Here is a 23639-nt window from a genome sequence, read left to right on the forward strand (position 1 = left end):
GCCCGCGTCCCACGATTTCATTCGAATACGACGCGCGGGAAATAGAACGACACGACCCAGTTGGGCATGTCGACGATTTCGCTGATCCTCAGATCGCCGCAGACCGAGCACAGCATGTAGGCGTCTTCCGCCGACAGGTTGTGCTGCTTGCAAAGCAGGTCGACCATGTTGGACACCGCAGCCTTGGCGCCGCTCATCAGGTCGGGGCCGATGCCGGTGGTGACCTCGTAGCCCTTCTCGTCGAGATGGCGCGTGACCGGTCCCGGCGTGGTGAAGCGCGGCATGGAAAGGTTTGCGTCCTTTACCACGTCGAGCGTCACCGCCACGTTCATGGCGCTTTCGATCGCGGTGCCGCAAACCTCGCCGTCACCCTGGGCGGCGTGCGTGTCGCCGATGGAGAACAGCGCGCCTTCCACCTCGACGGGCAGGTAGAGCGTCGTTCCGGCGGCCAGATCGCGGATGTCGAGATTGCCGCCCACGCGCCGCGGCGGAACCACGGAGTGCAGTCCCTCCTCGGCAAGCGCCACGCCGATGGTGCCGGCGAAAGGCTTCAACGGCACGCGCGCATGCTTTCCGAACAGCGCCGGCTGCATCGTGTCGGGATCGTATTTCCACAGCGCCAGCGCCGGTTCCTTGAACTGGTCGGCGAGCAGGCCGAAGCCCGGAATGTTCGCCGTCCAGCCGAAGCCCGAGGGCTCGAACTGATGGATCGTGATCTTCAGCGCGTCGCCCGGCTTGGCCCCATCGACATAGATGGGGCCGGTGACCGGATTGACCTTGGAGAAGTCGAGCGTCGAGACGTCGCCAACCGTGCTGTCCGGCTTGAAATGGCCGGAACCGCTGTCGACGCACTCGAACTTCAGGCTCGACCCAGGCGCCACCGTCGCCACGGGCGGGATCGAACGATCCCACCCATAGTGATGGTTAAGGCTGTGGATTGTGTAGTCGCAGTTACTGCACATCTTTGGCGTAGACCTGATCGTAGTGAACGGGGATGTGGACCGGATCGACGAAGAGGTTGTCCGCACCGCCGATACGGGCCGAACGCACCGAGAAGCGCTCCTCGTTGAACACCGGCGCCCACGGCGCGTCTTCCATGATCTTCACGTAGATGTCGCGCCACATGGCCTCGCGCTCGCCCTGCTTGGCGGGATCGACGATGGAGTCGGCTTCGGTGGCCTTCTTCTCGAGATCCTCGTTGCAGTACCACGACCAGTTCCAGCCGCCCTGCACCGCGCCGCCGCAGCCCAGGATCGGGCCGTAGAAGTTGGACGGATCCGGGAAGTCGGCGATCCAGCCCATGCCGCCCGACCAGACCATCGGTGCGCCATCCGGCTCGCCGCCGGCCGCGATCACGTTGGCCTGCGCCAGCGCCTTGATCGAAGCCTTGATGCCGATGGCCGCCAGATCCTGCTGGATCGCCTGGGCGATGCGCGGCTGCGGATCGGTGTTGGCGACGAACAGCTCGGTCTCGAAGCCGTCGGCCAGGCCGGCCTCGGCCAGGAGAGCCTTGGCCTTCTCGACGTCATAGGCATAGCCGGCATAGTCCTTGGCGTAGCCCGGCATGGACGGCGGCAGCGGCTGGTTGGCGGGAATCGCGCGGCCGTTGATGATGCGCACGATGCGATCCTTGTTGATCGCCATGTTGACGGCCTGACGCACCTTCACATTGTCGAAGGGAGCGATCTTGACGTTCATGGTGACGTAGCCGGTGTGCAACTGGCCGCCCTGGATGATCAGGTCCTTGAACGCCGGGTCGTCCTTGACCTCGATGAACTTGGCCGGCGGGATGCCGTCGCCAGGAATGTCGACCTCGCCCTTCTGCAGACGCAGCAGCGCCACGATCGGCTCCTGGCCGACCTCGAAGGTGATCTGGTCGAGCTTGGGCAGGTCCGGGTTCCAGTAGTCGGCGAAGCGCTCGAACACCAGCTTCTGGCCGAGCGACCATTCAGCCAGCTTGAACGCGCCGGAGCCGACCGGGTGCTTGCCGAAGTCGGCGCCGTACTTCTCCACCTCTTCCTTGGGCACGACGTGCGAGAAGTTGATCGCCATCACGTGCAGGAAGGTTGCGTCCGGGCGCGAGAGCTCGAACTTGATCGTGTAGGGGTCGATGACCGTGATGCCGGAGAGGCCTTCCGCCTTGCCCTCGGAGGCTTCCTCGAAGCCGACGATGGAGCCGAAGAAGCCGGCGCCGGGGCTCTGCGTCTTCGGGTCGACGACGCGGTCGATCGAGTACTTGACGTCCTCGGCGGTCAGCTCGCGGCCGTTGTGGAACTTCACGCCCTTGCGCAGGGTGAAGGTGAAGGTCTTGCCGTCTTCCGAGATCGTGTAGTCCTCGGCGATGTCCTTCTTCAGGGTCGTCGTGCCCGGCTCGTAGTCCATCAGGCCGTCGAACAGCGACTTGATCATCGACCAGTTCTGCCAGTCGTAGCCGATCGCCGGGTCGAGCGTGGAGACGTCATCCTTGTAGGTGACGATCATCGAGCCGCCCTTCTTGATGTCGTCGGCGAAGGCCGGGCCGGCGATGGCGACGGCCAGAGCGAGCGACGCAACGCTCTTGAGAAGCTTTGTCTTCATATTCTGTTCCTTTACTCCAGGGTTCTTGTTGTCATGGATTGCACTTCAACGAAGCTTGATGCGCGGGTCGACCCACGGCGCGATCAGGTCGGCCAGCAGGTTGCCCAGCACGATTGCGAAGGCCGACACCATGGTCACGCCCATGATGATCGGGATGTCGATGCGCTGGATCGCCTGCCAGGCAAGCTGGCCGATGCCGGGCCAGCCGAACACGCTCTCCACCACCACGATGCCCGACATGAACAGGCCGATGTCGATGCCGATCATGGCGATGATGGGCAGGATGGCGTTGGGAATGGCATGCCCGAACAGGATCTTGGCGCGGGTCAGACCCTTGGCCCGCGCGGTGCGGATGTAATCCTGCCGAAGCACGTCGAGCAGCGACGAGCGCATCATGCGCGAATACCAGCCGGCGCCGAGGAAGCCGAGCGTGATCGACGGCAGCACGAGATGCGCGAAGGTACCGTAGCCGCCGATCGGGAACCAGCCGAGCTGCACCGCGAAGACATAAAGCAGCAGGATGCCGATCACGAACTGCGGCGCCGAGACGCCGAGGAAGGAAACGATCATCAGGCCGTTGTCGACCTTGGTGCCGCGGCGCAGCGCTGCGATGACGCCCATGGTCAGGCCCAACAAGAGCTCGCAGAAAATCGCGCCGCACATCAGAAGCAGGCTTGCCGGCAGGCGCGACCAGATCAGTTCGGCCACTTCCGTCTTCTGCAGGTAGGAGCGGCCGAGGTCGCCCTGCAGCAGGCCGCCCAGATAGCGCAGATACTGCTGGTAGAACGGCAGGTTCAGGCCGAGCTGCTCGCGGATGTTGGCAACAGTCTGCGCGGTGGCGCTGCGCCCGGCGATCTGGCGCGCCGGATCGGCCGGCACGAGATAGAGCAGGACAAAGGTGACCAGGCTGATCCCGAGCAGGATCAGCACCGTTTGCAGCAGGCGGCGGGAGATATAGGCGAGCATCAGTGGTGTCCCTGCTGCGTCGGGTCGAGGATGTCGCGCAGGGCGTCACCCACGAGGTTGAAGGCAAGCGCGAGCAGCAGGATAGCCGCACCCGGAATGAACACCAGCCAGGGCGCGCTGGTGAAATAGGTCTGGTTTTCGAAGATGATGTTGCCCCACGACGGGATCGGCGGCTGAACGCCAATGCCGAGGAACGACAGCGTCGCCTCCAGCAGCACGGTAGTGGCGATGCCGAGCGTCGCCCACACGATGATGGTGGAAAGCTGATGCGGAAGAATGTGCCGCAGCATGATGCGCATATGCCCTGCCCCCATCGCGCGCTCGGCGTCGATGAAGTCGCGCTCCGACAGCGAACGCGTCTCGGTGTAGATGACGCGGGCGATCTGCACCCAGTTGACCATGGCGATCACCATGGCGACGATCCACAGGCTGGGCGTGAAGATGGCGGCCAGAACGATGGCCAGCAGCAGCGCTGGGAAGGCCATCATCAGGTCGGTGAAGCGCATCAGGATCGTCTCGACCCAGCCGCGGAAATAGCCGGCGCAGATGCCGACGACGGCGCCAGTGAAGACGGCGGTTCCGTTGGCCACGACGCCGATGATGAGCGAGGTGCGCGCGCCATAGATAAGCCGGCTGAGCAGGTCGCGGCCGACGAGGTCGGTGCCGAACCAGAATTTCGCATCGGGCGGCAGCGGCGCGCCTTCAAGGGTCAGCCCGTCGAAGAACTGCTCATAGGGATCATAGGGCACGATCCATGGCCCGAAGACCGCGGCGAACACCGCGACGGCGATGATGATCAGTCCGAACACTGCCAGCGGGCGCCGGACAAGCCGGCTCCACACGCCCCGGGAAGGCGCGGTCGCGACGGGTTGGGTTGCTTCAATGGTGGTCATCGGGCCAGTCTTGCCTCGCTGAATGTGTTGACAAGGCGCTCGGCAGCCGCTTCCAGCGTTTCGCGGTCAGCCATGGCCATGAGCCGCAGCTTCTGGAAAGCCGCCTTCGCGCTGATGTTGTCGCGCAGCATCAGCACGGCCGTCGCCTCTGCCAGAAGTTCGCGGCTGTCGAGGCGCGCGCGCAACGCCGCAACTTCCGCCAGCAGCGCCTTGCGCTGCGCAAATGCATGGGATGCCGCCACCAGCGCGCTGTAGAGACCGGCGCTGCCGATCGGCTTCAGCATCTGGGCGTCGGCGCCCTGGTTCATGGCCCAGGAAACGCGCCCCGGCGCCTCGCTGCCGATGAGCGCGATGGTGGGCACCGGCGCCTCGCCGGGCTTCCACGGGAACTGCCCGTCATAGCCCATGTCGGCGTCGATCAGCACCACGTTGAACTGGTCGAGGTCCGGCAGGTCGGCGATTTCCGGCCAGCAATGCGAAGCCGCCATGCCGATGCGCTCGAACTGCAGCAGCAGCGCGTCGACGTTTGGATGCGGCTTGTGCACCACCAAAGCCCGCCAGCCGATGAAGGATGGTGTCGGTCGCGACATGCTCATTGGACAACCCTCAAATGAGCGGGCTTGGCCTCGCCCCCGGCCGTCGGAACGCCAAGGCGCGTGCGCGTCAAGAATGGGTCGGGCTCGATTGCCTGGGCAGCCTCATGGACGACGTCGAAGTCGCCGTCGGCCCGCGCCTTGCCGATATGGGCCGGCATGAGCACGTGATTGGTGCGCGCATCCACGACGCTTTCGCCGAAGGGCGCCGAGAAGCGATGTGCCTTGGCGGCTGCCAGAACCTCGGTGATTGCGTCCGTCCCGGCCTGCCTGATCGCATTGGCGATCATCAGCACGCTGGTATAGCTCTGGGCGAAGAAGCTGGTCACCTGCTCGGTGCCGGGCCGGCCTTCGACGGCCTTCAGGAAGGCCTGGTTGGCCGGCGTCTGCAAGGACTGGAAATAGCAGCTCACCGTGTAGTGTCCGGCAACGGCTTCGCCGAGCAGCGCCCCCTCGCCTTCGTAGAAATTGCAGCTCAGCACCGGCCGCGCGCCCGGCGCGAAGCTCGGATCTGCAAGCCCGAGCTCGTAATAGGCCTTGAGGAAGGCGTAGGATGAAGGGCCGATCAGATTGTTCAGGATGAAATCCGGCTTCTTGGCCCGGATCTCGCCCATGATGTGGTGGATGTCGACGTCGCCGATCGGCACGAAGCGCTCGCCCAACACGCTGCCGCCGGAATGGTGCAGCACCTCGCGGGCGATGCGGTTCATCTCCCAGCCCCAGATGTAGTTCGATCCGGTCAGGAAGGCGTTACGCCCGAAGCGCGGCACGATGTAGTCGAGCAGCGGCAACAGGTGCTGGTTGGGGCTGGCGGCGATATAGACGACGTTCTCGCTCGCCTCGAAGCCCTCGTAGACGCAAGGATACCACAGCAGCGCGTCCGCCTTTTCCACGACCGGAATGACTTCCTTGCGGCTCCAGGAGGTGGTGCAGCCGACCACGTGGCGCAGCCCCGTGCGCTTGATCATGTCACGGCACAGCCCGGCATAGCGGTCCGTGTTGCCTTCTGGATCGGCCGCATGGGCGACGAATTCGAACGGATGATCGGCGCTGGCGTTGACCGCCTCGATCGCGGCCAGGGCGCCATAGAAGCCCTGCTGCCCGGGAGCCCAATAGGGTCCGGACCGCGAAAACAGCAACCCGATCGGTATCGATTTCCCCATGCCTTGCGGCCCACTCCAAAAACGCAAACGGCCTCGCTCACGGAACATGAATTCCGGAACAAGGCCCAAGTGCCAAGCAAAATCTGATTGTCGGCTACAGTCTTCCGGCCTCTTGAACCGCTGTCAAGTGGTTTTCGTCGCCGCAGGGAAAGCCAGCGCACAGCATATTGCCGCAGCGCCAAGGTGCTGTTCGGGACGGCGGGAGACAAACTGACGCGAGATTTCCGCAACGGGACGCTGTAAGACAAGAACTTCAATGGTCAGATCGGCAATCAAGATGAATGTCAGGCAAGACATCCACAATTCGGACATTCCGGTGCTTTGCCAGGCGTGCGAGGCGAGGCACCGTGGAGTCTGCGGCGCGCTTGCGCCCGAGCAACTGCTGGCGCTCAGCAAGCACTCGTCCAAACACGAGATCGCGGCCGGCACCGAGCTCATCGGCGACAGCGAACCCATCACCACCTTCTCGAACATGCTGTCGGGCGTGGTCAAGCTCAGCAAGGTTCTGTCGGACGGGCGCCAGCAGATCGTCGGACTGCAATTCGCACCCGACTTCCTTGGGAGGCCCTTCAAGTCGGAAAGCACGCTCAACGCGGTTGCGGCCACGCCGGTTTCGCTTTGCTCCTTCCCCAGGTCGGTCATCGATCGGATGATCAAGGAAGCCCCGGAGCTCGAGCACAGGCTCCTGAAGCAGACGCTGGACGAACTGGACGAAGCCCGCGACTGGATGCTGACCCTCGGCCGAAAGACGGCCGCGGAAAAGGTCGCGAGCTTCCTGCACATGGTGGCAATCCGCATCGATCCGGAAGCTTCGGCCGGCGACGGGCCGATCACCTACGACCTGCCGCTTACCCGCGCCGACATCGCCGATTTCCTCGGCCTCACCATCGAGACGGTCAGCCGCCAGATGACCAAGCTGCGCAAGGACGGCGTGATCGAGATCGAGAACAATCGGCAGATCACGATCCCCGATATTGCGCGCCTGGCCAAACGGGCAAACGTCTAGGTCGCTCACGCCTTTTCCGAAAGCAGCGGCGCCATCGCCTCGCGTTCGCCGGCGACATGGCGACGCACCGCCGAGAAGAAGCCGCGCAGCATATAACCCAGCGCGTCGGCGTTGGGCATGTCCGAGCCGGTGGCGACTAGCGACAGCCCCTCCGCCAGCTCGGTTGCGAAATCCACGTCCTCGATGTGCTCGGCCTTCAGGCGGGCAATCAGTTCGTCTGCCTGCGGCGTCGCGCCCTGGCTGGCGACATAGGCGGGAAACAGCACCTCTTCCTCGTAGGCGTGAACGGCCCGCATCAGCGGCTCCAGCGTGGCGGCAATCTCGGCGCATCGGGCGCGGTCAAGGTCCTGCGGAAGTGAATCGGCAACCTCTTCCAGCAGGTCGCACAGCGCCAGCTTCTGGGCGTGCAGACGCGCCATGACGTCAGCAGGAGGGCCATCGCCAAGCCGGCAAACCTTGTCTTCGAAGTCGTCTTTCTCGGGCCTTGCTGAAAGCACGCTGCTTTCCTCCGTCGCCGCCATGAACATTCCCCCTCCCTCCCACAACAGCGCCGCTTTACGGCCCCCAGGGTGCGACCAAGATGCACGTCTGCATGCCCCTGCTCTTTGATCCAGATCAAGGAGAGGGCACCGCGGGGCGGCCAATGTCCGGCCGCGGATCGACCGTCCTTCCGGGGGATTCGCTGTCGAATTGCCTCATAGGGGACCGTTCATGAAATTTGGTGTCGAAATCATCGGCGTCACAGTCGCTGCCTTTCTGGCACTACTGGGCGCCGCCTTTGCGGGGGACGACCTGTTCCGCGCACATATGTGGGTGCTGTTCTTCGCGCTGACGTCCGGCGCGATATTGCTGATGCGCAATACCCGCTTCGGCGCGGCCGCCACCGCAGCCGATACGTCCGAGTATCTGGACGGCCCGATCCGCTACGGCGTCATCGCGACCGTGTTCTGGGGCGCAGTGGGCTTTCTGGTCGGCGTCCTCGTCGCCGCACAGCTCGCCTTTCCGGACCTCAACCTGGAGCCCTGGTTCAATTTCGGGCGCGTTCGCCCGCTGCACACCTCGGCGGTGATCTTCGCCTTCGGCGGCAACGCCCTGATCGCGACGTCGTTCTACGTTGTCCAGCGCACTTCCCGCGCGCGGCTGTTCGGCGGCAATCTCGCCTGGTTCGTCTTCTGGGGCTACCAGCTCTTCATCATCATGGCCGCCACGGGCTATCTGCTCGGCATCACCCAGAGCCGCGAATATGCGGAGCCTGAATGGTATGTCGACCTCTGGCTGACGGTCGTCTGGGTCGCCTATCTGGCCGTGTTCCTCGGCACCATCCTGAAGCGCAAGGAACCGCATATCTACGTCGCGAACTGGTTCTACCTGTCCTTCATCGTGACGATCGCCATGCTGCACATCGTCAACAACCTGGCGGTTCCGGTCTCCTTCCTCAGCTCCAAGAGCTATTCGGCCTTCGCCGGCGTGCAGGACGCGTTGACGCAGTGGTGGTATGGCCATAACGCGGTCGGTTTCTTCCTCACCGCCGGCTTCCTGGGCATGATGTACTACTTCATCCCCAAGCAGGCCGAGCGCCCGGTCTATTCCTACCGGTTGTCGATCATCCACTTCTGGGCGCTGATCTTCCTCTATATCTGGGCCGGCCCGCACCACCTGCACTACACCGCCCTGCCCGATTGGGCGCAGACGCTGGGCATGGTCTTCTCGATCATGCTGTGGATGCCTTCCTGGGGCGGCATGATCAACGGCCTGATGACGCTCTCTGGCGCCTGGGACAAGATCCGCACCGACCCCATCATCCGCATGATGGTCATGGCCGTGGCCTTCTACGGCATGGCGACCTTCGAAGGCCCGATGATGTCGATCAAGACGGTCAACTCGCTGTCGCACTACACCGACTGGACCATCGGCCACGTGCACTCCGGCGCACTCGGCTGGAACGGCATGATCACCTTTGGCGCGGTCTATTTCCTTGTGCCGAGATTGTGGAACCGCGAGCGGCTCTACTCGATCCGCATGGTTAGCTGGCACTTCTGGCTCGCAACCCTCGGCATCGTCATCTACGCGGCCGCCATGTGGGTCGCCGGCATCCAGCAGGGCCTGATGTGGCGCGAATACGACGAGCAGGGATTCCTGGTCTACTCCTTCGCCGAATCCGTGGCCGCCATGCTGCCCTACTACGTGCTGCGCATGATGGGCGGTGTCCTCTACCTGGCTGGCGGACTGATCATGGCCTGGAACGTCTTCATGACCATTCGTGGCCATCAGCGCCAGGAAAAGCCGATCCCCGGCACGACACCCGCGCTGCAGCCGGCCGAATAGGAGCTTTAAATGTCATTGCTCGACAAACATTCCATCATCGAGAAGAACGCGACGCTGCTGCTGATCGGTTCGTTCCTGGTCGTCACCATCGGCGGCATCGTCGAGATCGCGCCGCTGTTCTATCTCGACAACACCATCGAGAAGGTGGAGGGCATGCGCCCCTACTCGCCGCTGGAGCTGGCGGGACGCAACATCTACATCCGCGAGGGTTGCTACACCTGCCATAGCCAGATGATCCGGCCCTTCCGTGACGAGGTGGAACGCTACGGCCACTACAGCCTGGCGGCCGAGTCCATGTACGACCACCCGTTCCAGTGGGGCTCCAAACGTACCGGGCCGGACCTCGCCCGCGTCGGCGACCGCTACTCGAACGAATGGCACGTCCAGCACCTGATCGAACCGCGTTCGGTGGTGCCGGAATCGGTCATGCCTTCCTACGCCTTCCTCGCGACCAGCCGGCTCGAGGTGAAGGACATCAAGTATCACCTCAAGGCCAACAAGGCCGTGGGCGTTCCCTATACCGAGGAGATGATCGAGAGCGCGGATGCCGACCTGAAGGCCCAGGCCGATCCGAACGCCGACACGTCGGCCCTGCTGGCCCGCTACCCGAAGGCGAAAGTAGGCGACTTCGACGGCAACCCCGCGGTCCTCACCGAGATGGACGCGCTGGTCGCCTACCTGCAGATGCTCGGCACGCTGGTCGACTTCTCGACCTACGACGCCGCCGCCGGTTACCGCTGAGGAGGTCGCGATGGAAACCTACACAGCAATGCGCCACTTCGCCGACAGCTGGGGGCTGTTGGCCATGGTGTTGTTCTTCGTCGGGGTCGTTCTGTTCGCCTTCCGCCCCGGCAGCCGCAAGCATGCCGAGGCGGCCGCGCAAATCCCGCTCAAGGATGAATGACTATGACGAAAAAGCATATCGACGAAGTTTCCGGCGTCGAAACCACCGGTCATGAGTGGGACGGCATCCGCGAACTCAACAACCCCATGCCGCGCTGGTGGGTGTTGTGCTTCTACGCCACCATTGTCTGGGCGGTCGGCTACACCATCGCCTATCCGGCCTGGCCAATGCTGACGTCCGCCACCTCCGGCATACTCGGCTATTCGAGCCGCGGCGAGCTCAAGAAAGAAATGGCCGTGGCGGATGCTGGCAAGCAGAGCTTCGCCGACGCCATTGCGGCCAAGTCGGTCAGCGAGATCATGGCCGACGACCAGCTGCGTGACTTCGCCACCGCGGCGGGTGCGGCCGCCTTCAAGGTCAACTGCATCCAGTGCCACGGCTCTGGCGCGGAAGGCTCGCCCGGCTTCCCCAACCTCAACGACGACGACTGGCTGTGGGGCGGAAGTGCCGACAACATCTACCAGACGATCGCCCACGGCATCCGTTACGCCGGCGACCCGGACACCCATTCCTCCGAGATGCCGGCATTCGGCGACATTCTCGACAAGGACCAGATCCGGCAGGTTTCCTCCTATGTCGCTAGCCTGACGGGCAACGCCGCCGACGCAACGGCGGCCGCCGCCGGCAAGGAGGTGTTTGCCGACAATTGCGCCAGCTGCCACGGCGAAGACGCCAAGGGCAACCGCGACTTCGGCGCCCCGAACCTCACCGACGCGATCTCGCTCTACGGATCGACCGAAGCCGAGGTGGCCAGGCAGGTTCGCGCACCCAGGCATGGCGTGATGCCGGCCTGGCTGGGCAGGCTGGGCGACAGCACGGTGAAGGAACTCACCGTTTATGTTCACTCGCTGGGCGGGGGAGAATAACGTTGGACAAGCGCACCATGGAGCGGGCCGACATCGAACGGCTTGAGGCGACACCGGTCAACTCGGCCAAGAGCCGTCAGCCGCTCTATGCGCCGCGCAAGAAAATCTTCCCGAAGCGTGCTTCGGGAAGTTTTCGGCGTTTCAAGTGGTTGATCATGGCGGTCACGCTGGGCATCTACTACCTGACGCCGTGGCTGCGCTGGGATCGGGGGCCATACGCTCCCGACCAGGCCGTGTTGCTCGACATGGCCAACCGCCGCTTCTACTTCTTCCCCATCGAGATCTGGCCGCAGGAGTTCTTCTTCGTCGCCGGCCTCCTGGTCATGGCCGGCATCGGCCTGTTCCTCATCACTTCGACGGTCGGCCGCGCCTGGTGCGGCTACACCTGTCCGCAGACGGTCTGGGTCGACCTGTTCCTGGTCATCGAGCGCGCCATCGAAGGCGACCGCAACGCCCGCATCAAGCTCGATTCCGCGCCCTGGTCGTTCGACAAGCTCTGGAGGCGGGTGACAAAGCACCTGATCTGGCTGCTGATTGCGGTGGCCACCGGCGGCGCCTGGATCTTCTACTTCGCCGACGCCCCCACGCTGCTGAAGGAGCTGTTCACGTTCCAGGCCGCACCGATCGCCTACATCACCGTCGCAATCCTCACCGCCACCACCTACACCTTCGGCGGGCTGATGCGCGAGCAGGTATGCACCTACATGTGCCCGTGGCCGCGCATCCAGGCTGCGATGCTCGACGAGAACTCGCTGACGGTCACCTACAACGACTGGCGCGGCGAGCCCCGCTCGCGCCACGCCAAGAAGGCCGCCGCCGCCGGCGAGACGATTGGCGATTGCGTGGACTGCAATGCCTGCGTGGCCGTCTGCCCGATGGGCATCGACATTCGCGACGGCCAGCAGCTCGAATGCATTACCTGCGCGCTCTGCATCGACGCCTGCGACAGCGTCATGGACAAGATCGGCAAGGAACGCGGGCTCATTTCCTACGCCACGCTGAACGACTACCAGGCCAACATGGCGCTCGCCACCGGCAACGGCGCCCATGCGATCGACCCGGCCAAGGTCCGCACGCCTGCGGGCGCGCTTTCCGAAAAGGTAGCGCAGTTCCGCCTGGGCAAGCTGGTGCGGCCGCGTACCATCATCTATTTTGCGGCATGGTCGCTGGTCGGCCTCGCGCTGTTCTATGCGCTGCTCAGCCGCGACCGGCTTGAGCTCAGCGTTCTGCACGATCGCAACCCGCAGTTCGTCACCCTTTCCGACGGCTCGTTCCGCAACGGCTACACCGTCAAGCTGCTCAACATGATCCCCGAACCGCGCACCGTCGTGCTGTCGCTCGACGGCCTGCCCGGCGCCACAATGTCGGTGGTGGGCATGGAGCACGCGGAAGACCGGTCGGTCGAGGTCGCGCTGGAACCGGACCGGCTGAAGACTCTCAAGGTCTTTGTACGACTGCCGAGGTATCGCGTGCCGGGCACCGCGACTTCCTTCAAGTTCATGGTCGAGGACCAGGCGAGCGGCGAGCATGACGCCTATGTCGCGACCTTCAAGGCACCGGAGAAGAGATGATGATTGCGCGCGCGTTCCGCCCCAGGCAATTCACCGGCTGGCACATGCTGGTCGTGATGGTGCTCTTCTTCGGCACCATCTTCACCGTGAACATCGTCATGGCGGTCTACGCAAATACGAGCTGGACCGGGCTCGTGGTCCAGAACACCTATGTCGCCAGCCAAGAGTTCAACCGCAAGGCTGCCGAAGGCCGCGCGCAGGCCGCACGCGGCTGGAAGACCACGCTGGAACTGCAGCTCGGCCTGGTGCGCTTCGCCCTTGCCGACGCAAGCGGCGCGGCGGTGCACCCCAAGGGCGTGACCGCCAAGTTCCGCCGCCCCGCCTATGAAGCGGAAGACGAGACTATCACGCTGAAGCCATTGCCCGACGGCGCCTATGGCGCCGAACGGACGATCCGCGACGGCATCTGGATCGTGGAAGTCGAGGCCGATATCGGGGAAGCCCTGCCCTACCGCGATGTCCGGCGCATCGTCGTGAAGGAGGGAGCTTCCAAATGAGCTGCTGCGCCCCCACCGAAATCGTCTCCGACCTCGAGCGCGCCGAGCGCGCCGGCCCTTCGCCGGAGGAAATGCTGCTGGCCAGCCGGGCCGTCGGCGAAGGACTTCGCCAGAGCGACCTTGCGGTGCCCGGCATCCATTGCGGGGCCTGCATCCAGAAGATCGAGAGCGCCCTTTCCCGCCTCGAAGGCGTGGAAAACGCCCGCGTGAACCTGTCGACGCGCCGCGTCAGCGTGCGCTGGCACGAAGGCCGGGTGCCGCCGATCGTGCCTACCATCGAGGGCCTCGGCTACGAAACGCACCTGTTCGACCCAGAGGTCGGCCAGAAGGACAAGACGCTTGCCGAACTGATCCGGGCGTTGGGAATATCGGGCTTCGCCTCGGCCAACATCATGCTGCTTTCGGTTTCAGTGTGGTCGGGCGCCGAAGGCTCGACCCGCGACCTGTTTCACTGGGTTTCGGCGCTGATCGCCATTCCAGCACTTGTCTTTGCGGGCCGCATCTTCTTCCGCTCGGCGTGGAACGGCCTCAGGCGCGGCCGCATGAACATGGACGTGCCGATCTCGCTCGGCATCCTGCTCGCCTATGGCATGAGCATCTATGAAACCATGCATCACGGCCAGCACGCCTATTTCGACGCTTCGGCCACGTTGCTGTTCTTCCTGCTGATCGGCCGCACCTTCGACCATGTCATGCGCGAACGCGCCCGCGAGGCGGTGAAGGGGCTGGCGCGGCTTGCCGCGCGCGGCGCCATGGTACTGCGCCCCGACGGCTCGCGCGACTATCTGCCGGTCGACGAAATCGAGCCCGACATGCGCATCCTGCTCGCCGCTGGCGAGCGCGTGCCGGTGGATGCGCGCATCGAGGAAGGCGCCTCCGATCTCGACTGCTCGCTGGTGTCTGGCGAAAGCGAGCCGCAGCACGTGGCGCCGGGCGCAGAAATCCGCGCCGGCACGCTCAACCTCACCGGCCCGCTGACCATCCGCGCGCTGGCGGCGGCGAAGGATTCCTTCCTTGCCGAAATGGTGCGGATGATGGAAGCGGCCGAAGGCGGTCGCAACGTCTATCGCCGCATCGCAGATCGCGCCTCCGCGCTCTATTCGCCGGTCGTCCACCTCACAGCCTTGCTCACCTTTATCGGCTGGGCAGCGATGACCGGCGACCTGCACCGCTCCATCACCATCGCCATTTCGGTGCTGATCATCACCTGCCCCTGTGCGCTGGCGCTGGCGGTGCCGATCGTGCAGGTCGTTGCCGCACGCCGCCTGTTCGAGAGCGGCATCATGGTCAAGGACGGCTCTGCGATGGAACGCCTGGCCACCATCGACACGATCGTCTTCGACAAGACCGGCACGCTGACCGTCGGCACGCCGAGGCTGGTCAACACCGAAGCCATCGATCCCAAGGCGCTCGGCATCGCCGCCGCCATGGGCGCGCATTCGCGCCACCCGCTGTCGAAGGCGCTGGCCCAGACCGGTGCCGAGGGTCCCGGCTTCGCGCTTGGCGACATCCAGGAACTGCCCGGCTACGGCATGGAGGCGACCGCGCGCGGCGACCTCTATCGCCTCGGCCGCGCGGATTGGGCGCTGACCGACGGGCAGGCGCAAGCGGAGGCTAGCACCGTGCTGACCAAAAACGGCAGGATGCTGGCGCAGTTCGTCTTCGAGGATCGTCTGCGCGACGGGGCGACCGATGCCGTCAGGCAGCTTTCGGGCAAGAGCCTGCGCATGGAGGTACTCTCCGGCGACCGCCCGGCGGCCGTGGCAATGTTGAGCCAGGCGCTCGGCATCAAGGACTTCCGCGCCGGCGTGCTGCCGGGTGACAAGGCTGGCCGCGTGGCCGAGCTCGCCGCCGAGGGGCGCAAGGTGCTGATGGTCGGCGACGGACTGAACGACGCGCCGGCACTGGTGGCCGCGCACGTCTCCATGGCGCCTGCCACCGCAGCCGATGTCGGCCGCAACGCCGCCGATTTCGTCTTCCTGCGCGAAAGCCTGGCCGCCGTGCCGCTGGCGCTGCGCATCTCCAGGGATTCCGGCCGGCTGATCCGGCAGAACCTCGCCATTGCCGGCATCTACAACGTCATTGCTGTGCCGATCGCCATTTTGGGCTATGTTACCCCTCTGGTAGCGGCGCTTTCCATGTCGTTCTCCTCGGTGCTGGTGGTGTCCAACGCGCTTCGTCTCAAGGGCGCGGAAAAATCCACCGCCAAGGCGTCCAAGGAAAACGGCACGCACCGCGCAATGGGCACGATGGAACCGGCCAAATGACGATCCTTGTCTACCTGATCCCGATCGCCCTGCTCCTGGGCGGCCTTGGCCTGGCCGCCTTCCTCTGGTCGCTGAAAAGCGGCCAGTACGACGATCTTGACGGCGCCGCCTCCCGCATCCTGATCGACGACGGCGACAAGCCGGCCTGACGCCCTCCCACCGAGGGTGCCGCCTGCCAGCGCAACGGCAATATGTCCCAGGGCGCTTGCTTGACATCGCCCCACCTATGGCTACCATGCGCGCATGGTCGAATTCCGCCTCATCTTTCAGCGAGAGCCTCAGCGCATAAAAGCGGGAATTTAGCCCGGGCGCGATCGAAGCCTGGCTTCGCGTCCGGGGCAGCCAGGTTGCTCAACTACAACCCAGCCGCACCCATTTCGCCGAAGGGCGATAACCACAAATGGAAGCCTGATGATGCGGGGCCGCGCTTCGGCGGGTCCCAACGGCAGGACCGCCGGGAACACGGCTCTATCGCCTTTCGAGCCCAAATTGCTTGAGATTGCGACCGTCACTTCCTAAAAGGCCAAAAATCTCCCGCAACGCGCACCGTATCGCCGGACCGGCATGCGGCACGCATTGAACCGAAAGCCTCTTGAGCCAGCACTGAATTGATGATCCAGACCCCCTACTATCTTGTCGACAAGTCCCGGCTGCTCCCCAACATGGAGAAGATCGCCTATGTGCGCGAGCATTCCGGCGCCAAGCTGCTTCTGGCGCTGAAGTGCTTCGCCACCTGGTCGGTCTTCGACCTGATGCGCGAATATATGGACGGCACCACTTCGTCGTCGCTCAACGAGGTCAGGCTCGGCCGCGAAAAGTTCGGCGGCGAGACCCACGCCTATTCGGTCGCCTATGCCGATCACGAGATCGATGAGGTCGTGGCCAATGCCGACAAGATCATCTTCAATTCCATCGGCCAGCTAGAGCGCTTCGCCGACAAGGCGAGCGGCCTTGCGCGCGGCCTTCGCCTCAACCCGCAGGTCAGCTCGTCCAGCTTCGATCTCGCCGATCCGGCGCGCCCCTTCAGCCGTCTGGGCGAGTGGGACGTGGCCAAGGTCGAGGCCGTGATGGACCGCATCAGCGGCTTCATGATCCACAACAACTGCGAGAACGAGGACTTTGGCCTCTTCGACCGCATGCTCTCGCAGATCGAGGAGAAGTTCGGCGCGCTGCTCGGCCGCGTCGAATGGGTGAGCCTTGGCGGCGGCATCCACTTCACCGGCGAGAACTACCCGCTCGACAAGTTCTGCGCGCGCCTGAAGGCATTTTCCGAGCGCTACGGCGTGCAGGTCTATCTGGAGCCGGGCGAAGCCGCCATCACCAAAAGCACGACGCTGGAAGTGACCGTGCTTGACATGCTGAACAACGGCAAGGACCTCGCCATCGTCGACAGCTCGATCGAGGCTCACATGCTCGATCTGCTGATCTACCGCCAGGACGCCAAGGTCTCGCCCGATGCGGGGCCGCACAGCTACATGGTCTGCGGCAAGTCGTGCCTGGCCGGCGACATCTTCGGCGAGTTCCGCTTCGAGGAAAAGCTCAAGGTCGGCGACCGGATCTCGATCCAGGACGCCGCCGGCTACACAATGGTCAAAAAGAACTGGTTCAACGGCGTGCGCATGCCGTCCATCGCGGTGCGCGAGCTGGACGGCACCGTGCGCGTGGTGCGCGAGTTCGGTTTTGAGGATTACGTCGCAAGCCTCTCGTGAGGCTTGCCGGGTTTTGCCAACGGGACAGAAGGAGACAAACGCCCGAATGAAGAAGAACGTTCTGATCATCGGCGCGGGCGGCGTGGCCCAGGTCGTCGCTCACAAATGCGCACAGCATAACGACGTGTTCGGCGACATCCATGTCGCTTCGCGCACACTCGGCAAATGCACTGCCATCATCGAGTCTATCCGGCAGAAGAACAGCCTGAAAAAGGCTGACGGCGTGTTGGAAGCACACGCGCTCGACGCGATGGACATCGAGGCGACCAAGGCGCTGATCGAAAAGACCAAAAGTCGAATCGTCATCAATGTCGGCTCGGCCTTCCTCAACATGTCGGTGCTGTCTGCATGCATCGCCACGGGCGCGGCCTATATCGACACGGCCATCCACGAAGATCCGACCAAGATCTGCGAAACGCCGCCATGGTATGCCAACTATGAGTGGAAGCGCCGCGAGGAATGCGAGAAGGCCGGCGTCACCGCCATTCTCGGCGCTGGCTTCGACCCCGGCGTGGTGAATGCCTATGCCAAGCTGGCTTTCGACGAGTATTTCGACAAGATCGATTCCGTCGATATCGTCGACATCAACGCCGGCAGCCATGGCAAGTATTTCGCGACGAACTTCGACCCGGAGATCAACTTCCGCGAATTCACCGGCCAGGTCTGGTCGTGGCAGGACAACCAGTGGGTCTCGCACAAGATGTTCGAGGTCGGCCAGGAGTGGGACCTGCCGGTGGTCGGCAAGCAGAAGGCCTACATGACCGGCCATGACGAGGTGCACTCGCTGTCGCAGATCCTCGGCATTCCGACGGTCCGCTTCTGGATGGGCTTCGGCGACCACTACATCAACGTCTTCACCGTGCTGAAGAACCTCGGCCTTCTGTCCGAGAAGCCGGTCAAGACCGCCGAAGGCGTGGAAGTCGTGCCGCTCAAGGTGGTCAAGGCAGTCCTGCCCGATCCGTCCTCGCTGGCGCCGTCCTACAGCGGCAAGACCTGCATCGGCGACTTCGTGAAGGGCGTGAAGGACGGCAAGGAACGCGAGGTCTTCATCTACAACGTCGCCGACCATGCCGAAGCCTATCAGGAAGTCGGCAGCCAGGGCATTTCCTACACGGCCGGCGTGCCGGCCGTGGCCGCCGCGCTCCTGGTCGCGAAGGGCGACTGGGACGTCAAGAAGATGGCCAACGTCGAGGACCTGCCGCCCCGGCCGTTCCTGGGCGTGCTCAACGAGATCGGCCTGCCGACGCGCATCAAGGATGCCGATGGCGACCGCGCGCTTGAGTTCCCCGAATTCCGCATGGCCGCCGAATAAGGCTGACGAAACGTGGCATTGCCGCATTGAAGCCCTTCGCGCCCCCTCCCTCGGGAGGGGGCGTTTTCATTTGAAGCTACCCCTACCCCCTCCCCACAAGGGGGAGGAGAATCTCGCGGCTTGGCCGTCTGGTACCAACCTTCAGCGTTTTGGAGATCACGGCGGCGAAATCGTCCCCCTCCCCCTTGTGGGGAGGGGCTAGGGGCGGGGGTACAAACCGCCTCGAAGCATCCGTATAGCGATAGCCCTACCCACCGGAGGGGGCGTTTTCGTTTGCGAAAAGGCTGTTCTCAAGCGGCCTGGGCGGTGTCGCGTCGGCCTCTGCCCGTATCCAGTTCAGGAAGGACGCCACCGAGGCCTTCGGGACCCCGTGCTTCAGCACGACATAGTAGGCCGAGCGCGGCCGCAACGTTTCCACCGACACGCGCACCAGCTGGCCGCGCTGCAGCAGATCATCCACCAGCCGATGCCAGCCCAGCGCAATGCCTTCGCCGCGCATCGCCGCGTAGAGCGCGTCGGTGTAGAAATTGCAGCTAAGCGTGATGTTCTTGCGCTCGCCGCCGTGCCCGAACGCGCCCAGCCAATGGTCCCAGTCGACCCAGGTCGGCTCATGCGCGTCGCTGGCGATGAGATTGTGGCGGGCAAGGTCGGCGACGCAATCGGGCGCGCTGCGCTGGGCAAGATAGTCGGGGCTGCACACCGGAAACACGTCGTCGCCGAACAGCAGGATCGCCTTGCCGTCCGGCCAGTTGCCGTCGCCGTAGCGGATCGCCACGTCGATCTCGTCGCGCAGCAGGTCGACGCTGGGGTCCTGGGTCACGATCTTGAGCTTGATATCGGGATCGGTGCGCCGGAAGCTCGAAACCTTCGGCAGCAGCCAGAAATGCGAGAACGCCACCGTGGCCGAGATGGTCAGTTCGCCGGCATCCCTGCCGCTGGTGATGGTGCGCACCGTCTGCGCCACGATGCCGAGCGCCTCCGACATCGAGGCGGCCAGTGCCCTGCCCGGCTCCGTCAGCTCGATCGCGCGATGCATGCGGCGAAACAGTGGAAAGCCGAGGCTGCTTTCCAGCGCCTGTACCTGCCGGCTCACCGCCGCCTGGGTGATGCCAAGCTCGGCCGCCGCGCGGGTAAAGCTTGCCTGTCGGGCCGCCGCCTCGAACACCACCAGAGCCGTCATCGAAGGCAATTGCCTGCGAAACCCTGACATTACAAAACCTCATGCAAGGCGTTCCAAAAAATGCCGTTGACGCTTTATCGCATAATGACCGCTTATGCACTGTCGATATCCGCAGGCCCTGCTTCGCAGCGGCGCTTCTTGCGGGAGGAGATCGCAATCGAAACATGACGCCGCAGGCGCGCAACGCCGGGGCATCGTGTTCGCGCAGCAGCTGAGAAACGGAATTCGAGACCATGACCACCCCTGCCACGCCCACCCAGGAACAGAGATCGGGCGGACGCGAAGCGCGCCGGCGCGCCCGCATGAGCCGTTCGCCGAGCGGCCTGCACCGGCCCTACATCGTGCGCGGCATTCCCACCTACGACGTGATGTCGGAGGAGAACCTGCTGCGCATCGAGGCGACCGCAGATCGCATCCTTGCCGAGATCGGCATCGAGTTCCGCGATGACCCGGTGGCGCTGGACCACTGGAAGCGCGCGGGCGCAAAGGTCGAAGGCGTGCTGGTCAAGTTCGAGCCCGGCATGCTGCGCGAGATCCTCAAGACCGCGCCGGCCGAGTTCACCCAGCATGCGCGCAACCCCGCCAATTCGGTGCGCATCGGCGGCAAGAACGTCGTGTTCTCGCCGGCCTACGGCTCGCCTTTCGTCATGGATCTCGACAAGGGCCGCCGCTACGGCACCATCGAGGATTTTGAGAACTTCGTGAAGCTGGCGCAGTCCTCGCCCTGGCTGCATCACTCCGGCGGCACGGTGTGCGAGCCGGTCGACGTGCCGGTCAACAAGCGCCATCTCGACATGGTCTATGCCCATATCCGCTATTCGGATCGCGGCTTCATGGGCTCGGTGACGGCCGAAAGCCGGGCCGAAGACTCCATCGACATGGCGCGCCTCGTCTTCGGCGAGCAATTCACCGACGAGAACTGCGTCATCCTTGGCAACGTCAACGTCAACTCGCCGCTGGTGTGGGACGCCACCATGACCACGGCGCTGCGCGCCTATGCCCGCGCCAACCAGGCCGCTGTCGTGGTGCCCTTCATCCTCGGCGGCGCCATGGGCCCGGTCACCAATGCCGGCGCGATTGCCCAGTCGCTGGCCGAAACCATGGCTGGCTGCGCGCTGACCCAGCTCGAGCGGCCCGGCGCGCCGGTGATCTTCGGCAACTTCCTGTCCTCCATGTCGCTGCGCTCGGGCTCGCCCACTTTCGGCACGCCGGAGCCGGCGGTCGGCTCTATGGTCATCGGACAGCTCGCGCGCAGGCTCGGCCTGCCGCTCAGGTGCTCGGGCAACTTCACCACCTCGAAGCTGCCCGACGCCCAGGCCATGAACGAGGGCACTGTGTCGATGCTGGCTGCCGTGCATTGCGGCGCCAATTTCATCCTGCATTCGGCCGGCTTCCTCGACGGGCTGTTGTCCATGTCCTACGAGAAGTTCGTCATGGACACAGACTTCTGCGGCGCGCTGCACAGCTATCTCGACGGCGTGAAGGTGGATGACAACCAGCTCGCGCTCGACGCCTTCCAGGAGGTCGGCCCGGGCAACCACTTCTTCGGCTGCGCCCACACCATGGGGAACTACGAAACCGCCTTCTGGGATTCGGAGATCGCCGACAACGAGGCCTTCGAGAAATGGGAGGCCGCCGGCTCCGAGGACGCCGCCACCCGCGCCAACAAGCGCTGGAAGAAGGCGCTGGCAGAGTACGAGGCGCCGCCGCTCGACGAAGGCATCGACGAGGCCTTGAAGGATTTTGTCGCACGCCGCAAGGCATCGATGGACGACGCCTGGTATTGATGTGAAAAAAGGCTTCCGCCGGTCTCGGCGGAAGCCTTTTTCTTCTCGGTCGCCCCCTACCAGCCGCGCCGGCCCGGGCAGCTCAATGCGCCGCGAGGCTGTTCCACAGCATGTAGATCGCGACCGCGAAGATGATCGCCGCGAAGATCCGGTTGAGCAGGCCCTTCTTGCCGGCAAGCCTTGCGGCAAGCGCCGTTCCCACGAAGCCACCGAGAATACCGCCGCCGATGAACTCGGCCGCCAGCGGCCAGTCCACGAGGCCCGACGCGGCATAGTTCACCGCCGTGGCAAGACCGAGCGCGCCCACGGCCAGCAGCGAGGAGCCCACGGCACTGAACATCGGCATGCCGGTGGCAAACATCAGCCCCGGCACGATGAGGAAGCCGCCGCCGATGCCGAAGAAGCCGGAGGCCATGCCGGCCATCAGCGCGACCAGCGCCGTCATCAGGCACATGCGCAGGTCCACCGGCCGTTGCGCCGAGCCCCGGTCCCGGCGCGGCTTCAGCATCAGGCCGCCCACAACCATCATCAGCAGCGCGAACAGGGCAAGCAGGTGCTGTCCGTCCATCGCCTTGCCAATGCTCGAGCCAACCAGGGCTCCGAGCGTGCCAATGACGGCGAAGACGATGGCGCAGCGCCACCAAACATTGCCCTTCAGCGCATGGCCGGTGAAATTGGCGAAGGCATTGACCGACACGGCCAGCGCGCCAGTGCCGATCGCCACATGCGGGCTGGCCACGCCGACGACATAGAGCAGCAGCGGCGTGGCGAGGATCGAGCCGCCACCGCCGACCAGGCCGAGCATGAAGCCGACCAGGCTGCCCGAGCCGACCGCGCTCAGCATTGTCCCGGTCATGACCGGAGCCTCCGATAGCGGCGGTCATGGACAACCATCCCCGTCACCATTGCGGCAACGAAAAGCGCGGTCTGCCAAATGCCCAGCGATAGCGACGCGACGGCCGGGCCGGGGCAGAAGCCGCCAAGCCCCCAGCCCAGGCCGAAGATCGCCGAGCCCAGGATCAGCCGGCCGTCGATCCGGTTCATCTCCGGCAGGTGGAAGGCCGGCTCGAAGGCGGGGCGGCTCATACGCCGGGCAAGCGTCACACCGCCGAACGCCACGATGACGGCTCCGCCAAGAACGAAGGCCAGGCTCGGGTCCCAGTTGCCGAAAATGTCCAGGAAGCCCTGCACGCGCGCCGGGTTGAGCATGCCCGAAAGCGCCAGGCCGAAGCCGAAGATCACGCCCGCGGCGAGCGCTACGAAAATCTGTGCCGAACGTGCCATTAGAGTCCAAGCCCCCGAAGAATGGCGACTGCCACGATGCCGGCCGCAAGGAAGGTCAGCGTTGCCACGAAGGACCGCGGCGAAAACCGCGCCAGGCCGAGCACGCCATGGCCGCTCGTGCAGCCCGAGCCCATGCGCGTGCCGAAGCCAACCAGCAGGCCGGCGACGATGATGATCGGCCAGGCAACCGTGACGGTCACCGCCGGCCACTGCCCAAACAGCGACAGGAACAGCACCGGCCCGAGCAGAAGGCCGACGACGAAGGCTAGGTTGGTGGAAATGTTGATCCCGCAGGCCAGGCGGCCGACGATGCCGCTGATGCCGGCGATGCGTCCGTTGAGCACAAGCAGGATTGCGGCGGAAAGCCCGATCAGCATCCCGCCTGCGAGCGAGGGCCAGTATGCGGTCATGCCCGCTCTCCTTCATTACAATAGATGCCATAGAGCGCCTCGATGAGGCGGGCGGCCTTCTCCTCCGTTAGCCGGTAGAAGATCTGCTTGCCCTCGCGGCGCGTTTCCACGATGCCGGCCTGGCGCAGCACGGTAAGCTGCTGCGAAAGGGTCGGCTGGTGGATGTCGAGTTTTTCTTCCAACTCGCCCACCGAATACTCGCCTTCCACCAGGGTGCAGGCGAGCATCAGGCGCACAGGGTGAGCCAGCGTCTTGAGCAGCACAGCCACCTCTCCGGCGCTCGCCGCCATGTCGGCCAGAGGCTTGCCCACCGGCCGGATGTTTTCCAT

24 protein-coding genes are annotated in these 23639 nt (G+C 64.5%); 12 read left to right on the plus strand and 12 right to left on the minus strand.

The window, feature by feature from the left end; genetic code table 11:
* Window positions 1-17: 17 nt before the first annotated feature.
* Genes ABLE86_RS19940 through ABLE86_RS19965 form a run of 6 tightly spaced genes read right to left on the minus strand, consistent with a single transcriptional unit; the run spans window position 18 to window position 6192 of the window.
* Window positions 18-962 (minus strand): acetamidase/formamidase family protein, encoded by a 945-nt coding sequence (locus ABLE86_RS19940; RefSeq protein WP_348780731.1) that lies wholly within the window; start codon window positions 960-962, stop codon window positions 18-20.
* A complete protein-coding gene (locus tag ABLE86_RS19945) occupies window positions 952-2577 on the minus strand; it encodes an ABC transporter substrate-binding protein (RefSeq protein WP_348780732.1) in 1626 nt (541 codons plus the stop codon). The genes ABLE86_RS19940 and ABLE86_RS19945 overlap by 11 nt, the downstream gene beginning before the upstream one ends.
* Window positions 2578-2622: 45 nt before the next feature.
* Complete coding sequence (locus ABLE86_RS19950; RefSeq protein WP_348780733.1) at window positions 2623-3543, minus strand: ABC transporter permease; 921 nt, start codon at window positions 3541-3543, stop codon at window positions 2623-2625.
* Window positions 3543-4436 carry an ABC transporter permease gene (locus ABLE86_RS19955; protein ID WP_348780734.1) on the minus strand — a complete coding sequence of 298 codons (894 nt, stop codon included), beginning with the start codon at window positions 4434-4436 and terminating at the stop codon, window positions 3543-3545. The genes ABLE86_RS19950 and ABLE86_RS19955 overlap by 1 nt, the downstream gene beginning before the upstream one ends.
* Window positions 4433-5032 carry an ANTAR domain-containing protein gene (locus ABLE86_RS19960; protein ID WP_348780735.1) on the minus strand — a complete coding sequence of 200 codons (600 nt, stop codon included), beginning with the start codon at window positions 5030-5032 and terminating at the stop codon, window positions 4433-4435. Before ABLE86_RS19960 ends, ABLE86_RS19955 begins: the two co-directional genes overlap by 4 nt.
* Window positions 5029-6192: a transporter substrate-binding domain-containing protein gene (locus ABLE86_RS19965; RefSeq protein WP_348780736.1), complete on the minus strand. Its 1164-nt coding sequence runs from the start codon at window positions 6190-6192 to the stop codon at window positions 5029-5031. The genes ABLE86_RS19960 and ABLE86_RS19965 overlap by 4 nt, the downstream gene beginning before the upstream one ends.
* Before the next feature lie 277 nt (window positions 6193-6469).
* Here ABLE86_RS19965 and ABLE86_RS19970 point away from each other — a divergent pair, with 277 nt between their 5' ends.
* Window positions 6470-7198 (plus strand): Crp/Fnr family transcriptional regulator, encoded by a 729-nt coding sequence (locus ABLE86_RS19970; protein WP_348780772.1) that lies wholly within the window; start codon window positions 6470-6472, stop codon window positions 7196-7198.
* A 5-nt stretch (window positions 7199-7203) separates the two neighbouring features.
* Here ABLE86_RS19970 and ABLE86_RS19975 read toward each other — a convergent pair whose 3' ends face one another.
* Window positions 7204-7725 (minus strand): hemerythrin domain-containing protein, encoded by a 522-nt coding sequence (locus ABLE86_RS19975; RefSeq protein ID WP_348780737.1) that lies wholly within the window; start codon window positions 7723-7725, stop codon window positions 7204-7206.
* Between the two features lie 184 nt (window positions 7726-7909).
* Here ABLE86_RS19975 and ccoN point away from each other — a divergent pair, with 184 nt between their 5' ends.
* The 10 genes from ccoN (at window position 7910) to ABLE86_RS20025 (ending at window position 18649) form a co-directional block, all read left to right on the plus strand.
* Complete coding sequence (ccoN, locus tag ABLE86_RS19980) at window positions 7910-9523, plus strand: cytochrome-c oxidase, cbb3-type subunit I (RefSeq protein ID WP_348780738.1); 1614 nt, start codon at window positions 7910-7912, stop codon at window positions 9521-9523.
* A 9-nt stretch (window positions 9524-9532) separates the two neighbouring features.
* Window positions 9533-10264 (plus strand): cytochrome-c oxidase, cbb3-type subunit II, encoded by a 732-nt coding sequence (gene ccoO / locus ABLE86_RS19985; protein WP_348780739.1) that lies wholly within the window; start codon window positions 9533-9535, stop codon window positions 10262-10264.
* A gap of 10 nt (window positions 10265-10274) precedes the next feature.
* A complete protein-coding gene (locus tag ABLE86_RS19990) occupies window positions 10275-10427 on the plus strand; it encodes a cbb3-type cytochrome c oxidase subunit 3 (protein ID WP_348780740.1) in 153 nt (50 codons plus the stop codon).
* A gap of 2 nt (window positions 10428-10429) precedes the next feature.
* Complete coding sequence (gene ccoP / locus ABLE86_RS19995; protein ID WP_348780741.1) at window positions 10430-11293, plus strand: cytochrome-c oxidase, cbb3-type subunit III; 864 nt, start codon at window positions 10430-10432, stop codon at window positions 11291-11293.
* Between the two features lie 17 nt (window positions 11294-11310).
* Window positions 11311-12864, plus strand: coding sequence for a cytochrome c oxidase accessory protein CcoG (gene ccoG, locus ABLE86_RS20000; protein WP_348780773.1), 1554 nt, complete (start codon window positions 11311-11313; stop codon window positions 12862-12864).
* Window positions 12864-13361, plus strand: a complete 498-nt coding sequence (locus ABLE86_RS20005) for a FixH family protein (RefSeq protein WP_348780774.1) — start codon at window positions 12864-12866, stop codon at window positions 13359-13361. The genes ccoG and ABLE86_RS20005 overlap by 1 nt, the downstream gene beginning before the upstream one ends.
* Window positions 13358-15628, plus strand: coding sequence for a cation-translocating P-type ATPase (locus ABLE86_RS20010; RefSeq protein ID WP_348780742.1), 2271 nt, complete (start codon window positions 13358-13360; stop codon window positions 15626-15628). The genes ABLE86_RS20005 and ABLE86_RS20010 overlap by 4 nt, the downstream gene beginning before the upstream one ends.
* Window positions 15625-15777, plus strand: a complete 153-nt coding sequence (gene ccoS / locus ABLE86_RS20015; protein WP_348780743.1) for a cbb3-type cytochrome oxidase assembly protein CcoS — start codon at window positions 15625-15627, stop codon at window positions 15775-15777. The genes ABLE86_RS20010 and ccoS overlap by 4 nt, the downstream gene beginning before the upstream one ends.
* A gap of 462 nt (window positions 15778-16239) precedes the next feature.
* Window positions 16240-17337 carry a carboxynorspermidine decarboxylase gene (gene nspC / locus ABLE86_RS20020; RefSeq protein ID WP_348780744.1) on the plus strand — a complete coding sequence of 366 codons (1098 nt, stop codon included), beginning with the start codon at window positions 16240-16242 and terminating at the stop codon, window positions 17335-17337.
* 46 nt (window positions 17338-17383) lie between these two features.
* Entirely contained in the window at window positions 17384-18649 is a 1266-nt protein-coding gene (locus tag ABLE86_RS20025) for a saccharopine dehydrogenase family protein (RefSeq protein ID WP_348780745.1), read from the plus strand.
* A 247-nt stretch (window positions 18650-18896) separates the two neighbouring features.
* Here ABLE86_RS20025 and ABLE86_RS20030 read toward each other — a convergent pair whose 3' ends face one another.
* Entirely contained in the window at window positions 18897-19859 is a 963-nt protein-coding gene (locus ABLE86_RS20030; RefSeq protein ID WP_348780746.1) for a LysR substrate-binding domain-containing protein, read from the minus strand.
* Between the two features lie 203 nt (window positions 19860-20062).
* Here ABLE86_RS20030 and ABLE86_RS20035 point away from each other — a divergent pair, with 203 nt between their 5' ends.
* A complete protein-coding gene (locus ABLE86_RS20035; protein ID WP_348780747.1) occupies window positions 20063-21616 on the plus strand; it encodes a trimethylamine methyltransferase family protein in 1554 nt (517 codons plus the stop codon).
* 82 nt (window positions 21617-21698) lie between these two features.
* On the opposite strand, the gene ABLE86_RS20040 is transcribed toward ABLE86_RS20035, so the two are convergent.
* From ABLE86_RS20040 to bigR, 4 genes are read right to left on the minus strand one after another with little or no spacing between them, the layout of a single operon-like run.
* Complete coding sequence (locus tag ABLE86_RS20040) at window positions 21699-22472, minus strand: sulfite exporter TauE/SafE family protein (protein WP_348780748.1); 774 nt, start codon at window positions 22470-22472, stop codon at window positions 21699-21701.
* Complete coding sequence (locus ABLE86_RS20045) at window positions 22469-22900, minus strand: DUF6691 family protein (protein WP_348780749.1); 432 nt, start codon at window positions 22898-22900, stop codon at window positions 22469-22471. Before ABLE86_RS20045 ends, ABLE86_RS20040 begins: the two co-directional genes overlap by 4 nt.
* On the minus strand, window positions 22900-23310 hold the full coding sequence (locus ABLE86_RS20050; RefSeq protein WP_348780750.1) for a YeeE/YedE family protein: 411 nt from the start codon (window positions 23308-23310) through the stop codon (window positions 22900-22902). The genes ABLE86_RS20045 and ABLE86_RS20050 overlap by 1 nt, the downstream gene beginning before the upstream one ends.
* Window positions 23307-23639, minus strand: coding sequence for a sulfite-sensing transcriptional repressor BigR (gene bigR / locus ABLE86_RS20055; RefSeq protein WP_348780775.1), 333 nt, complete (start codon window positions 23637-23639; stop codon window positions 23307-23309). The genes ABLE86_RS20050 and bigR overlap by 4 nt, the downstream gene beginning before the upstream one ends.

This window comes from Mesorhizobium sp. KR2-14 (genome assembly GCF_040049255.1).
Taxonomy (GTDB): domain Bacteria; phylum Pseudomonadota; class Alphaproteobacteria; order Rhizobiales; family Rhizobiaceae; genus Pseudaminobacter.

Coding starts and splice junctions, on each gene's coding strand:
- ABLE86_RS19940 (WP_348780731.1), bottom strand. CDS start 962: ATGTGCAGTAACTGCGACTACACAATCCACAGCCTTAACCATCACTAT.
- ABLE86_RS19945 (WP_348780732.1), bottom strand. CDS start 2,577: ATGAAGACAAAGCTTCTCAAGAGCGTTGCGTCGCTCGCTCTGGCCGTC.
- ABLE86_RS19950 (WP_348780733.1), bottom strand. CDS start 3,543: ATGCTCGCCTATATCTCCCGCCGCCTGCTGCAAACGGTGCTGATCCTG.
- ABLE86_RS19955 (WP_348780734.1), bottom strand. CDS start 4,436: ATGACCACCATTGAAGCAACCCAACCCGTCGCGACCGCGCCTTCCCGG.
- ABLE86_RS19960 (WP_348780735.1), bottom strand. CDS start 5,032: ATGAGCATGTCGCGACCGACACCATCCTTCATCGGCTGGCGGGCTTTG.
- ABLE86_RS19965 (WP_348780736.1), bottom strand. CDS start 6,192: ATGGGGAAATCGATACCGATCGGGTTGCTGTTTTCGCGGTCCGGACCC.
- ABLE86_RS19970 (WP_348780772.1), top strand. CDS start 6,470: ATGAATGTCAGGCAAGACATCCACAATTCGGACATTCCGGTGCTTTGC.
- ABLE86_RS19975 (WP_348780737.1), bottom strand. CDS start 7,725: ATGTTCATGGCGGCGACGGAGGAAAGCAGCGTGCTTTCAGCAAGGCCC.
- ccoN (WP_348780738.1), top strand. CDS start 7,910: ATGAAATTTGGTGTCGAAATCATCGGCGTCACAGTCGCTGCCTTTCTG.
- ccoO (WP_348780739.1), top strand. CDS start 9,533: ATGTCATTGCTCGACAAACATTCCATCATCGAGAAGAACGCGACGCTG.
- ABLE86_RS19990 (WP_348780740.1), top strand. CDS start 10,275: ATGGAAACCTACACAGCAATGCGCCACTTCGCCGACAGCTGGGGGCTG.
- ccoP (WP_348780741.1), top strand. CDS start 10,430: ATGACGAAAAAGCATATCGACGAAGTTTCCGGCGTCGAAACCACCGGT.
- ccoG (WP_348780773.1), top strand. CDS start 11,311: ATGGAGCGGGCCGACATCGAACGGCTTGAGGCGACACCGGTCAACTCG.
- ABLE86_RS20005 (WP_348780774.1), top strand. CDS start 12,864: ATGATTGCGCGCGCGTTCCGCCCCAGGCAATTCACCGGCTGGCACATG.
- ABLE86_RS20010 (WP_348780742.1), top strand. CDS start 13,358: ATGAGCTGCTGCGCCCCCACCGAAATCGTCTCCGACCTCGAGCGCGCC.
- ccoS (WP_348780743.1), top strand. CDS start 15,625: ATGACGATCCTTGTCTACCTGATCCCGATCGCCCTGCTCCTGGGCGGC.
- nspC (WP_348780744.1), top strand. CDS start 16,240: ATGATCCAGACCCCCTACTATCTTGTCGACAAGTCCCGGCTGCTCCCC.
- ABLE86_RS20025 (WP_348780745.1), top strand. CDS start 17,384: ATGAAGAAGAACGTTCTGATCATCGGCGCGGGCGGCGTGGCCCAGGTC.
- ABLE86_RS20030 (WP_348780746.1), bottom strand. CDS start 19,859: ATGTCAGGGTTTCGCAGGCAATTGCCTTCGATGACGGCTCTGGTGGTG.
- ABLE86_RS20035 (WP_348780747.1), top strand. CDS start 20,063: ATGACCACCCCTGCCACGCCCACCCAGGAACAGAGATCGGGCGGACGC.
- ABLE86_RS20040 (WP_348780748.1), bottom strand. CDS start 22,472: ATGACCGGGACAATGCTGAGCGCGGTCGGCTCGGGCAGCCTGGTCGGC.
- ABLE86_RS20045 (WP_348780749.1), bottom strand. CDS start 22,900: ATGGCACGTTCGGCACAGATTTTCGTAGCGCTCGCCGCGGGCGTGATC.
- ABLE86_RS20050 (WP_348780750.1), bottom strand. CDS start 23,310: ATGACCGCATACTGGCCCTCGCTCGCAGGCGGGATGCTGATCGGGCTT.
- bigR (WP_348780775.1), bottom strand. CDS start 23,639: ATGGAAAACATCCGGCCGGTGGGCAAGCCTCTGGCCGACATGGCGGCG.